The following is a 14,817-nucleotide window of genomic DNA, read 5'->3' on the forward strand; positions in this document are numbered from 1 at the left end:
ATAACCGGGATATGATAATGAGAAAAATAAAAATCAAACTATCAGTTTTAGTCAGCTTATCCATGCTACTCTTAACGTCAAATGTAGCCAGTGCTCAAGGAAATTTGGCAGGAGAATCGACTAATTATCAATTGCCAGATATCGGTACAGAATGTATCCCATCAAGATGTAGATAGAATAATAATAGATGTCACTCATCTAGATTTTACTGACTATTTCAGACTACTTTACTTATTTATAAATTGCAATTTACCAATCATCCTCAGCTAACTTTAATTTGCCTGCTGGATGATTTTTTTATAGCTAAAGTCTTATTGCCTTTCCCCTTTCCCCTGTATTTATTAGAAGTTTTATTTCATGTTAGTCAATCTCTATTTGTGGGAACTTTATAAATATCACCCTGCTAGGTGAACAAGCTAGTAAAAGAGTTTTCAGAAAAATAAATGTGCGATCGCCGTCTTTTTTTATGGGGCTTGTCATTTATGCTGTCACTTGTCCCAATGCTTGGAGTTCAAGCACAGTTAGTGCCAGATAATACTTTAGGAAAAGAAAACTCTATAGTTGCTCCTGTTGATTCACTTACAAACGAGATTTATGGTGGTGCTATTCGCGGCTCTAATTTATTTCATAGCTTTCTAGAATTCAATATTGGTAATGGTGAAAGTGTTTATTTTCGCAATCCGAGTGCTATCGAAAATATCCTGACTCGCGTTACAGGTAAAAATCCCTCTGCAATTTTTGGGAAGTTAGGAGTATTGGGTAATGCTAATTTATTTTTAATTAATCCCAATGGGATTATTTTTACTGAGCATGCCACATTAGATGTTGGTGGTTCATTTGTTGCTTCTACAGCCGATGGTATTAAGTTGACTGATAGTACAGAATTTAGTGCTACTAAACCCTCAGCTAATCCAATTTTAACTATTAGCGTTCCTTTGGGTTTGCAATATGGAGATAATCCTGGAAATATTGAGATACAAGGAAAACTGCAAGTACCAGATGGTAAGTCTTTAGCTTTGATGGGGGGAAATATAAAACTTGACGGTGGAAAATTACTTGATACTGGAAAATTAATTGCACGATCAGGTGGAATAGATTTATTGGCAGTTAAAAATGGTGAAGTATCTTTAGCTAATAGTAACGGAAAAATAAAATTAGAAGCTGCAGAGAGTATCGAATACGGCGACATTGAGCTTGTGAATGGGGCTAATGTCAATGCGAGTGGAAACAGTGGAGGTGGTATTCAGGTACGAGGTAGAAATATAATCCTCAAAGATAAATCGAAAATTTCTTCAAACACAGAGGGAAATGGCTCTGGAGAAAAATTAAACATCACAGCTACAGATTTATTGCAAATAAATGCGGAAAGCGAATTAGTTGCAGATGTGCAAAAAGAAGCAACTGGGACTGGTGGTGATTTGGTTGTTGATAGTAGGCGCTTGCTAGTTAATGATAGAAGTTTAATATCTAATAGCACTTTTGGCTTTGGTGATGGTGGTGATTTGACCATTAAAACAAGTAACTTGCAAATATACGATGGGAGTCAAATTGATGTTACAACTTTCAGTTTTGGTGATGGTGGTGATTTGACCATTGAAACAATTAGCTTGCAAGTATACGATGGAAGTCAAATTAGTAGTGGAACTTCTGGAAAGGGAACTGCTGGAAATATGGAAATTAAAGCCGATCTATTAGAATTGGCAGGTTTTTCACGACTAGGTAAAAGCGGTTTATTTGCTAACGCTCTTGAAGAAAATGGGCAAGGTGGAAATCTAAGTGTAACAGCCAATCGTTTAATTATCCGTGATGGAGCAACTATTAATGCCAGTAATTTCTTGAGTACTGATCCAGAAAATAAGGATGGTAAAGCAGGTATAGGTGCGGCAGGAAATATCAATATCAACTCCTCTTTTATTCTACTGGAGAATCAAGGCATAATTACAGCAAATGCAAATGCTGGCGATAAGGGGAATATCAATATCCAATCTCAAAACTTGCAGTTACGCCAAGGGAGTGTAATTTCTACTAATGCTAAGAACAGTGCAGATGGCGGAAATATTAATATTGCCACAAATACTCTATTAGCTTTAGAAAATAGCGATATTACCGCTAATTCTGAAGGTAGCTTTGGAGGTAGAGTAATTATTGATGCTGAAGGTATCTTTGGCACTCAGTTTCGAGAAGAACTTACCCCCCTAAGCGATATCACCGCAACTTCTTCTCTGGGACCTTCTTTTAATGGTGCAGTAGACATTAACACTATCACTGTAGATCCCAGTTTGGGATTAGTGGAATTACCCCAAGCCCTTGCTGACTCCAGCCAAAAAATTAAGGCTGGATGTGTCGCATCTCAAGGAAATAACTTTATTGTGATTGGAAGGGGTGGTTTACCACAAAGCCCTGATGATTTATTTACTGGAAAAACAATCCATACTGAATTATTTAATTTAGTACCAAATGACTCCCAAGGATTATCTAGTATTTCCCCATCAAATAAAAATATTAGTGTTGAGAATCAAAACAATCAAATAGTGGAGTCTACAGGATGGATTGTTGATAGCAATGGTGATGTTGAATTAGTTGCAATACCCTCTATGGTTAATTCACAAAATTCTGGAATTTCTTCACTATCTTGCAAAGATTTTCGTAAATAATCGTTAAAGGTTATCCCAATATTTCTCATTTTTGCAACACAACCGTTTATCTTTTAGGTAATCAATGATATTTATTAACTATTTACTTACAGCGGAAAAATCTTTACAAGAGACGGAATAAATTCCAGAATGATGTGAATTAAACTCCGGTATTCGTGCGACCAATTCTACATTACCATCAGCATCAAATACTAATCCTGTTGCTTCTAATATTTTATTTTTTTCTAGAACTTGATTTTGTTTTGGAACTTGATTTTTTTGCTCCTCAGCATTAATATTCCTATTTGATGCAGAAATATTAGATGATATTTGTGAATCATTGGGTACTAAATCAAATAATTCGGTATTTGTTGTTTTCCCAGTAAATAAATCATCAGGACTTTGTGGTAATCCACCTTTACCACTAACAATAAAGTTATTTACCGCAGACGTAGCACATCCAGACTTAATTTTAGTTGTTTCTTCTAAATTTGATGGTAATTCTACTAAACCAGAACTAGGATCTACATTCAGTTGGTTTACTGTTACTTGTCCGTTAACACCAAATTTAGAACTTGCTGTTATATCACTTTTTGCTGTTCTTTGTTGGCGAAATACTAAGCCAAAAATATTCTGGGTATTAACTTTAATATTGCCGCCATTCCCCTCCTTTGCATTTGCAATAACATCACTATTTTCAAATGGCAATCCAATTACAAAACCTTCAGAATTATTTATTGTAATATTACCTCCATTAGCATTATTCCAAGCTTTAGCAGATATTAAACTCTCATTTTCCATCCACAATAAATCTTTGATCTTCAAGTTAATATTTGCACCATCTGCACCTTTTCTAACCCCCGTCTCAGCTGTGAGTTCACTTTTATTTAAATACAGATTATCTGCCATGATTGATAAACCTCCTGCTTGTCCTGATGGACTGCTGACGTTTAATTGGGAGTTATTTATTATAAATTGATTGGTATTAATAATTAATGTCCCTGCAATTCCTGAGTTTCTTGCTTCTGATGTGATAGTACTACGATCTGAGAGTTTGACTGAATCTGTGGCGTTAATTTCAATATTCCCAGCTTTACCATCAGTTGTAGATGCAGAAATCTCACTATCATTGAGGGAAAGAGAAGCTAAACCATCTAAAGTAATACCAGAACCATTACCAGATTCTGTAGTCGCAGATATTTTTGCACCCTGGGAAAGATTTACATTACCAGCATCAATTGAAATACTACCAGCACTTCCATTCGCTTTACTACTTACATTTGCTTGGGAATTATCATTAATTCTTAATTGGTTAGTGGTAATATTTATATTCCCAGCAGTAGCATTGCTAGTTGCTTCGGAAACAAGTTTACTAGAATTTAAGAGATTAATTGAGTTTGTAGCATCGATAGTAATATTTCCTGCTTTGCTATCAGCTGTTGTGGAAGTAGAAATTTGTGCTTGCTGTTTAAGAGTTAATTCAGAGGAATTTAGGGTAATGTTGCCAGCATCCCCTTGGGCATTGGTTTGGGCAGATAGCTCACTTTTATCTATTAGGATTTTTCCTCCGTCTGCTGAGATAGCCAGACTACCTGCTGATCCTGTACTGTTAGTGTTACTTATAACAAAACTATTGTTGAATGTAAGTAAATTAGAACTGGTGATATTTACATTTCCAGCTGGATTATTTCCTTTGGTGTCACTTTCAATTCGACTATTGTTGAAGGAGAGATTACCATTACCGATAACGGTGACATCTCCTGATTGGCCTTCATTACCTATATCGAGATTTAAGCTACGTATTTCATTATTTAAGGGGTGTTTGATTTTTATTTGCAACTGTTTGCTGGTAATTATATTCGTATTTATAACCGATAAATCCCCAAAACCTGTTAACTGAACTTCCCCAGAATTTGAGTCAGAAGACAGAGTTAAGATTTCTAGATTGGTAATTTTATTTTTAGCTTCTAGGGTAACTTGTCCACCTGTTCCAGCATTTCCCTTATCAGATACAGAGAAAGAAGCAAAAACTGAGGATGGGGAAGTAAGTCCGTTAATATCCCCATTTTTGGCAGTAATTGTAATCGTACCCCCATTGCCTGCATTACCTTCTTCTGAAAGGGAGAAAGAGTCTAAATCTTGTGTATTAATATTGCCTCCAGCATCAAGTGTAATTACACCTCCATTATCTGCATGATCTTTTTCTGAAAGGGAGAAGGAGTCTAGATCTTGTGTCTCAATATTGCCCCCAGCAGTAAGTTTAATTGCACCCCCATTTCCTGCACTACCTGAATTACCTGCATTATCTACATCTGGGAAGTAGACTGAAGAGGAGGACGAGTCCAAATTTTGTGTCGAGATATTGCCATCCCTTGCATTGAGTATTATTGTTCCCCCATTTCCTGCATTACCTCCATCTGACAAGGAGAAGGAGTAGGAGTTGGAGTTTAGACCTTGTGTCTCGATATTACCTCCAGCATCAAGTGTAATCACACCCCCATTACCTGCATTAAATGCATTAACTGCATTATTAGAGGAGAAGGACTCTAAGTATTGTGTCTTGATATCGCCACCAGCATCAAGTGTAATCACACCCCCATTTCCTTCTTCTGAGTAAGAGTAGGACTGTAAAGATTGTGTTTCAATATTCCCCCCAGCATCAAGTGTAATCGCACCCCCATTTCCTCCTTCTGAGGATGAGTTTAAATCTTGTGTAGAAATATCACCTGAAGTATCAATAGTAATCCTTCCCCCATTTCCCGAAGTGCTACTTATATCAATATCTCCCTCAACTCGAATATCTCCACTACTTAAACTACTATCAGCACTATACTGATTGGTTAGAAACACCAAGCCATTAGCACTATCAACTCTAATATTTCCACCAATAACTACATCCCTACTACTTGGACTTTCTCCTATACTGGGATTTTCCGGAATAAAAATATCACTTCCAGTAACTCCTGTTGTACCAAATGCAGTAGTTCCAGCCCGAATATCTAAAGTAGCTTGAGTTTTACCATTAATTTCCAAACTTTCCCCAGTAGAAAGAGTAACGATGTCTTCTAAACCATTTTCTCCATCCGCACCGGTAATGGTGACATCACCTGCAATATTGACACTTCCTCCAGCCAAAATATGCAATGATGCACCAGTATAACTATCAAAGCTGACATCTCCACTAGCTCTGATAATTGGGTCATTGGGACTTTCTAAATCTCCTAAGTTTCCATCTAATTGTTCAATCCTGAAATTTCCACCACTAAAATAACGAGCATCACCAAGCACTGGTTTTGCACTCTGCAAGACTAAATTATTTCCGGAAAACAAACCACTATCTGGATGATTTAATGCAAAAATATTTACGCTTTGATTTCCTTGTAATAATAAATCTCTACTAGCATCAGCAATAAAGGGTAAGTTAACACTATCGCGAATCTTTAAAGTATCGCTCGCTTGTAGTTTCAAATCTCTACCTGCATTCAACTTTCCAGTTAAATTCAGATTTTTACCTACCAGATTTAAATCTTTTCCAACTGTTAAATTTCCTTGACTGATAATATCTTGAAGGTTGATATCTCGAAGTTGAATATTTTGATATTTAATATTTTGAGCTTGATGGCGCGGATATTGTAAACCAGGAGTAATATCTATCTTCAGTAGCGGTGGTGCTTGGGGGTTAGTCGCACTAAACTCCAAACTATTATCAAACCAGATACTCGGCGTAGTTGTTGCAGTAAATGAACCAGAAATATCTAAACTTGCATTTTGACCAAAAATAACTCCATTGGGATTAATTAAAAATAAGTTTGCATTACCCAATACTCCCAACTTACCCAAAATTGAAGATGGATTTGATCCCGTCACTCGAGTCAGAATATTTTGAATAGCACCAGGATTATTAAAATAAACACTTTTACCATTACCAATATTAAATTCTTTAAAACTATGAAATAAATTTGAGCCGCGAATTGCACCACCGTCAATCTGGTTTTTGAGTGAATCAACAGGAGTAATAATAGAGTTTTCTTCACCTAGAGTATTATCTGGTACTAACTGTGCTTGGACTTGAACTGCTGTTCCAAGTGACAACGTAACTGATAAACCCCATAAGAGATAGTGATGATTGTGCATTTACTTTTCCCTGAAAACTCTATTTTTACTTAAGGGGAGGACATATATAGAGTTCCCAGATATAGAAATGAAGTAACACAATTTTAACAGTTAGAATAAAAGTCAAAATAAATTGTGAAGTATTGTAAATGCTATGTTTATCTTTCAGTTACGAAATTATCTCTATGACCTATTTACTTACAGCAGAAAAATTTTTACAAGAGACGGAATAAATTCCAGAATGATGTGAATTAAACTCCGGTATTCGTGCGACCAATTCTACATTACCATCAGCATCAAATACTAATCCTGTTGCTTCTAATATTTTATTTTTTTCTAGAACTTGATTTTGTTTTGGAACTTGATTTTTTTGCTCCTCAGCATTAATATTCCTATTTGATGCAGAAATATTAGATGATATTTGTGAATCATTGGGTACTAAATCAAATAATTCGGTATTTGTTGTTTTCCCAGTAAATAAATCATCAGGACTTTGTGGTAACCCACCTTTACCACTGACAATAAAATTATTCCCTTGAGCAGCTGCGCATCCAGACTTAATTTTAGTTGTTCCTTCTAAATTTGATGGTAATTCTAATAAACCAGAACTAGGATCTACATTCAGTTGGTTGACTGTTACTTGTCCATTAACACCAAATTTAGAACTGGCTGTAATATCACTTTCAGATGTTTTTTGTTCGCGAAATATTAAGCCAAAAATATTATGAGTTGTAATATCAATATTTCCACCATTTCCTTCATTTGCATTGGCACTAATATCACTATTTTCAAAAGATAATCCAATCACAAAACCTTCAGGATTGTTTATCGTAATATTACCTCCATTGGCGGTACCAAATGCTTCAGCAGAAATTAAACTTTCATTGTCCATCCGCAATAAATCTTGGATCGTAAGGGTAATATTTGCACCTTCTGCACTTTCTCCAATTCCTGTTTCTGCGGTCAATCTACCTCGATCTAAAAATAAATCATTTGCTGTGATTTCTAAGTTTCCAGCTTGTCCTGATGGACTACTGACAGTTACTTTGGCTTCATCGCCAATGGTAAATTGATTGGTGTTAACTGTTATTGAACCAGCGATTCCACCTTGGGAAGCTTGTACTGATAAACCACCTTCACCGATTAACTCTACAGAGTTTGCAGCGTTAATATTTATGTAACCAGCTTCCCCATTCTCTGTAGATGCAGAAATTTCACTATTATTAACGGAAAGAGAATTTAAGCTATTTAGAAGAATGGCACCAATACCATCAATATCATCAATACTGGATTCTGTACCACCGATACCAGATTCTGTAGTTGCAAATATTTTTGCATTTTGGGAAAGATTTACATCAGTAGCATCAATGTAAATCCTACCTGCACTTCCATCACCTTGACTGCTAACATTTGCTTGAGAATTATTCATTGTCAATTGATTGGTAATAATGGTTAATTCCCCTGCGATTCCTGAGCCTTTTGCTTCTGATGCAATGCTACTACTATCTGAGAGTTTGACTGAATCTGTGGCGTTGATATTGATATCTCCTGCTTCTCCATTAATTGTTGATGCAGATATTAGACTACTAAACAACTCTAAAGAATTTAAATTATTTAAGGTAATATTACCATCAGTACCTGATTCTGTTGTCTTTGCAGCAATTTCTGCTTGATTTGACAGAAAAATATCACTAGCATTAATTAAAATACTACCGGCACTTCCATTACCTTTACTACTAACATTGGCTTGGGAATTATCAGTCATTCTAAATTGGTTAGTGGTAATGGTTATATAACCAGCAATACCATCACCGATAGATTCTGATGCAAGTCTACTACTATTTTCAACTTGAATTAAATCTGTAGTGCTAATTTCGATATTTCCAGCTTCACCATCCGTTGTATTTGCACTGATGGAGCTATTTTCGCTTAATGAAAGGGTTGCTAAGTTTTCTAGTCGAATATCTCCACCAATCCCAGATTCGGTAGTTGCAGATATTTCTGCTTGACTAGCAAGATTCACATCATTAGCACTAATAAAAACGCTACCAGCACTTCCAGCACCTTTACTACTAACGTTTGCTTGAGAATTAGTTATCGTAAGTTGATTGGTAGCGATCGCTAATTCTCCTGCTTTCCCTTCACTTGTTGCTTCTGATGCGATGCTGCTATTGTCTGAGAGTTTAACCAAATCTGTGGCGCTGATGTTAATATCTCCCGCTTCCCCATTCATTGTGGATGCAGATATTTTACTATTGGACAATTCTAAAGAATTTAAATTATTTAAGCTAATATTACCATCAGTACCTGATTCTGCGGTAGTTGCAGCTATTTGTGATTGATTGAAAAGGTAAACATCACTAGCATTAATGAAAACACTACCAGCACTTCCATTAGCTTTACTACTAACATTGGCTTGGGAATTGTCAGTAATTACAAATTGGTTTGTACTAATGGTTATATTACCGGCAGTACCATTGCCAATAGATTCTGATGCAAGTTTACTACCATTTTCAACTTGAATTGAATCTGTAGTGGTAATTTCAATATTTCCAGCTTCACCATCGGTTGTATTTGCATTGATGGAGCTATTTTCGCTCAATGAAAGGGTTGCTAAGTTTTCTAGTTTAATATCTCCACCAATCCCAGATTCTGTAGTTGCAGATATTTCTGCTTGATTAGCAAGATTCACATCACCAGCATTAATTAAAATGCTACCAGCACTTCCATTTCCTTTGCTACTAAGATTCGCTTGGGAATTATCAGTCATTGTAAATTGATTGGTATTGATGGTTAATTCCCCTGCAATTCCTGAACCTATTGCTTCCGATATAATCTTGCTATTGTCTGAAATATTGACCGAGTCTTTAGCGTTGATGTCGATATCTCCTGCTTCTCCATTAATTGTTGATGCAGAGATTTGACTATTCAAAAGTTCTAAAGAATTTAAGTTATCTAAGGTAATGTGACCGTCGGTACCGGATTCTGTTGTCGTCGCAGCTATTTGTGATTGATTTGTCAGCAAAACATCACTAGCATCAATCGAAACACTACCAGCACTTCCATTCCCTTTACTACTCACATTTGCTTGTGAAAGGTCGCTGAGTGTTAATTGACCAGTGGTAATCTTCATATTACCAGCAGTACCATCACCAAGTGCTTCCGATATAAGCTGACTAGCATTTTCTAATTGAATCGAATCTGTAGCATTAATTTCAATATTTCCAGCTGTACCACCACCTGTAGTTGCATTGATTGAACTACCTCCACTTAAAGAGAGGGTTTTTAAGTTTTTTAGTATAATATTCCCACCGGTACCAGAAGAAGTTTGAGCAGAAATTGTTCCTAGGTTATTCAAGCTTACGTCCGCAGCTTGAATGGATATTTCACCTGCATTTCCTGTTTCTATGCTACTAACGGTTGCTTGGGAATTATTGCTAATAGTTAACAGGTCGGTGATGATCGACAAAAAGCCTGCTTCTCCCTTACCAAGTGCTCCGGATGCAATTGTACTATTATTTTCAACAGTTACTTCATCAGAGGCATTAATAGTAATATCACCTGCTTCACCATTTCTTGTAGTTGCAGACAGGAGACTATTTCCTTTTATTTGTAAGGATTTTAAATCTTGTAGTGCAATATTTCCACTAACTCCAGTGTCTGTTTCTGATGTAAGTTTAGCTTGATTATCAAGAATGATACTATTAGCGGTCACTGTTAAATCACCTGCTATTTCCTTGCTGTTGACACTAGCTCGCGAAGCATCGGTGATGTTAAATTGTCCGGTGGTGATGTTTAATTCCCCTGCTGTTCCTGAGCCTGTTGCTTCTGATGTTACACCACTAGCATTTAAGAGATTAATCGAGTCTGTTGCATTGATAATGATATCTCCTGCTTCTCCATCTACTGTTGATGCAGAAATCTGACTATTTTGGTTTAATTGCAAAGATTTTAAATCTAGTAAATTAATGTTTCCGGCTGTGCTAGTAATACTACCGCTAGATATCTCAGCCCCATTTTCAATAATCAATTGCCCAGTTGTAAGATTTATATCACCTGGTTCCCCACTCCCAATACTCTTAGTATATAAAACTGAACCATTCAAAAGTTGTACTGAATCAGTAGCATTAATATTTATATTTCCTCCCTTTCCTCCACCCACATCAGTGTTGCTGAATACAGTAACACCATCATCAAGGATTAGTTGTTTAGTATCAATATTTAAATTACCCGCATCCCCCGCTCCAGTGCTATTTGTAAATATTAGCACTGAGCTACCAGTCATATCGATTGATTCTGAAGCATTGAGAGTAATATCTCCTCCCCTACCGACATTATCATTATTTGCAGATATCACTGCAGCATCTGTAATTCCTTCAACAGTCAATTTCCCAGTCTCAATGGATATATTACCTGCATCTCCCAATCCCCGACTACTTACTAATAAACTAGAGTTAGTTATTGCTACAGAATCATTAGCAATAAGCTGAATGTCTCCTCCCTGTCCATTTCCTTCTGTTGTGGTGGAAATTTCTGCCCCATTGGAAATGATTAACTCGGAAGCACTATCAATAAGGATATCTCCCGCATTTCCAAAGTCACGACTTGTATCAATATCTCCTTGAAGTTGAATATTTCCACCACTCAAATTACTATCAGAATTGTACTGATTTGTTAAAAACACCAAACCATCTGGACTATCAACTTTAATATTTCCACCAATAACAATGTTGCTACTACTTGGACTTCCTCCCGTACTAGGATTCGAGGGTATAAATCCCCCACTTCCAGTAACTCCCGGTGTTCCAAATGCGGTAGTACCTGCTCTAATATCTAAAGTTGGTTGAGTTTTACCATTTATTTCCAAATTCTCCCCATTGGAAAGAGTAACTGTTTCTTCTAACCCATTTGCTCCGTCTGCACCGGTAATAGTCACATCACCGGTAATATTGACACTTCCCCCAGCCAAAATATGTAATGATGCACCAGTATAACTATCAAAACTAACATCCCCACTAGCTCTGATAATTGGATCTTTGGGACTCTCTAAATCTCCTGATTTTCCATCTAATTGTTCAATCTTGAAATTTCCACCACTAAAATAATGAGCATCACCAAGTACTGCTGCTGAACTCTTTAAAACTAAATCTCTTCCAGAAAACAAACCACTATCTGGATGATTTAATGCGAAAATATCCAGACTTTGATTTCCTTGTAATAATAAATTATTTCCAGCAGAAGCAATAAAAGGTTTAGTTAGGTTGTCGCGAATCTGTAAAGTATTGCTAGCTTGCAATTTTAAGTCTCTACCAGCATCCAACTTCCCAGTTAGATTCAGATTTCTCCCTATTAGATTTAAATCTTTCCCAACACTTAAGTTTCCTTGGTTAGTAATGTCTCCTTGGGTAATATTTGGATTAATAGTATCTTGATTTACATCTTGACTTAGATCTTGACCCAGAGGATTTTGAATATGATGAACCTGATTACTTGGATATTGCAAACCAGGAGTAAGATTTATCTCCAGTAACGGTGGTGCTTGGGAGTTAGTCGCACTAAATTTCCAACCATTATCAAACAAGATATTTGGTGTAGTGCTAGCTGTAAATGAACCAGAAATATCTAAACTCGCATTTTGACCAAAAATAATTCCATTGGGATTAATTAAAAATAAATTTGCATTACCCAATACTCCCAACTTACCCAAAATCGAAGATGAATTTCTTCCCGTTACCCGAGTCAGGATATTTGCGACCGCTCCCGGATTGTCAAAATAGACGCTTTGACCATCATCAATATTAAATTCTTTAAAACTATGAAATAAATTTGAACCACGAATCGCACCACCATCAATTCGATTTTTGAGTGAATTAACAGGAGTAACAACAGAGTTTTCTTCACCTAGAGTATTATCTGGGATTAACTGTGCTTGAGTTTTTACAACTGATGCGAGTGACAGTATAAGTGATAAGCCCCATAAGGCAAAGTGCCGATTGTGCATTTGCTTCTCCGTGGAAAACTCTATTGTTAGTTAAAGACGATACTTATAGGGTTCCCATATATGAAGATAAGGTAACTATTTGTGATGATTTTGCTACCTGTGTTCTCGCTATATTATTACTCTCTATTTAATATTTGCTGTTATTCAAAAATTAATTATTCGGCTTTGGACATAATTTTTCTATATCTTCTTCTTGAACTCTATTGGGATTTTCATTAAGAATTTTGCAACTTCTGTTAATCAATTCATTTAATTCTTTATCGTCTAATTGTTTAATATTCCACAGACTAACCTTACCATCTAATCTTGCTGCGGCTATTTGTTTGCTTTTGGGACTAAAACTCAAACTTGTAATTGGACTAGGAATATTCCATTTTCCCATCAATTTTCCAGAGAGATTCCAAAGTTTGACAGTACCATTCCACCCTGCTGTAGCAATTTGTTCTCCATCACTACTGAAACGCACATTCGTTACCCTACCTTGTTTGGTATCCCATTTTTTAATAAATTCTCCCGAACTTGTGTTCCAGATACCAACTTTACCATCTTCTCCTGCAACACCTAAAAGTTTCCCATTTGGCTGAAAATTAATACTCCAGATCCAATTTTGAGTACTTGTATTCCCGTATTTGCTAAAAGTTTTAAATTTATCAAGTTCTGGAAGAAAAACCTTACCGTCTTCTCCTGCGGTCGCTAGAATTTTCCCATCAGAACTAAAACTAATACTTCTGACTGGATCTTGATGGTTTCTAAATTCATCAATTCTTCTTTTCGAGCGAATATTCCATAAGCGTACTTTCCCATCCCATCCAGCTGTCGCAATAATATCATTTTTGACTGGATTGAAACTCAAAGTTAAAATTCCACCTTGTCCAGTATCAGTATTCCAGGAATTAACGTTACTTAGTTGAAGTTTATTTCGCTGATTTACATGAAAAGTTTGAAGGGTACTTCTTCTCGTTCCTACAGCTAAAGTATCTCTTTGAGAATTGAAACTTACACTGGTAATTACTTCTTCCAAACCTTGTTGTGTATCTATAGGTTTCAATGATTTATCTAAGAGATAAATTTTTGTATCCCATCCTCCTGTCGCAATCAATTCTCCATCTGGGCTAAATTCTAAAGTCCACAATGGATGTTCGGAAATATCTTGCTCTTGAACGGCTTGGCTTTTCTCTAAATAGTTAGTGATTTGTTGTAAATTATATATAGGAGTCGTAGTTGGGTATTCATTTACAAACCAACTTTTACGAACATTCCTTATTTCTTGTAAGTCTTTGATTCCCTCCTTCAAAGCATGATATTTTATCTCATCATTTTTTATTTTGACCCCTTCTGCAAAATAATCTAAGTTTTTCTCATACCTTAAGTTACTTGCTTCATTTTTTTCTAGCCTAATTTTTTTCGTTGTATCTATTTCTCGAAACACCCAAATTGTTAAAATAACTAATAATGAAATTAATAGAGTACCTTGAAATAATATTTTTTTTCTTCTGCTGGAAGCTAGTATTTTCGAGCTAATGCTTAATAGATATTTTCTCCATATATATAAGCAATGAAAAACAAATATCACAATCAGTGCTAAAGCAAAGTAACCTAATTTGTAATCGTATACTTCAGCATCACTTAAACTCAGGAATGCTAAGGTAACGCTGATTAAAATAGTCAGCCACCAAATTAATTCCTTTCTTATACCTAACGGATGCTGTTCTGAAATTTTATTTATTAAAATATTAAGTAAAACATTTAAGAGTGGAGCCACCAAAACTATAGTCACTAATCTTAGCTGTTCTATTTGTAGTCTCATAGATTAATCCTTAAAATAATCTACAGTTCTTTAACCCGGACAATATAGCGCTACGCGCAAGTAAAAGTCATTAGCGTTGCGTGTCCTTAGGACATAAGTTAAAAGTAAAAGTCAAGAATAAAAAGTAAAAAATCAAAAGTCATGCACTCTGTTAATCACAGGTTGCAGCGTTTATCAATGTCCTAAACTAATTACGTAGTTCTATATAGTTGTATTTTGTACAGTATTATGGTATGACATTGATACTCAATCTAAGTAATAAA

4 protein-coding genes are annotated in these 14,817 nt (G+C 35.8%); 1 reads left to right on the forward strand and 3 read right to left on the reverse strand.

Features of this window, described 5'->3' with window-relative positions; all coding sequences use genetic code 11:
* Window positions 1–482: 482 nt before the first annotated feature.
* Complete coding sequence (locus tag BC008_RS24535; protein WP_161938155.1) at window positions 483–2,654, forward strand: filamentous hemagglutinin N-terminal domain-containing protein; 2,172 nt, start codon at window positions 483–485, stop codon at window positions 2,652–2,654.
* A 78-nt stretch (window positions 2,655–2,732) separates the two neighbouring features.
* Here the strand turns inward: BC008_RS24535 and BC008_RS24540 are convergent, their stop codons facing one another.
* The 3 genes from BC008_RS24540 to BC008_RS24550 all read right to left on the reverse strand — a co-directional run bounded on the left by BC008_RS24540 (window position 2,733) and on the right by BC008_RS24550 (window position 14,554).
* Entirely contained in the window at window positions 2,733–6,767 is a 4,035-nt protein-coding gene (locus BC008_RS24540) for a two-partner secretion domain-containing protein (protein WP_058183960.1), read from the reverse strand.
* A gap of 169 nt (window positions 6,768–6,936) precedes the next feature.
* Window positions 6,937–12,747 (reverse strand): two-partner secretion domain-containing protein, encoded by a 5,811-nt coding sequence (locus BC008_RS24545; protein ID WP_058183961.1) that lies wholly within the window; start codon window positions 12,745–12,747, stop codon window positions 6,937–6,939.
* Between the two features lie 151 nt (window positions 12,748–12,898).
* Window positions 12,899–14,554, reverse strand: a complete 1,656-nt coding sequence (locus tag BC008_RS24550) for a WD40 repeat domain-containing protein (RefSeq protein ID WP_036268480.1) — start codon at window positions 14,552–14,554, stop codon at window positions 12,899–12,901.
* Window positions 14,555–14,817 lie beyond the last annotated feature (263 nt).

Origin of the sequence: Mastigocoleus testarum BC008, from assembly GCF_001456025.1 — a bacterium.
Lineage (GTDB): Bacteria > Cyanobacteriota > Cyanobacteriia > Cyanobacteriales > Nostocaceae > Mastigocoleus > Mastigocoleus testarum.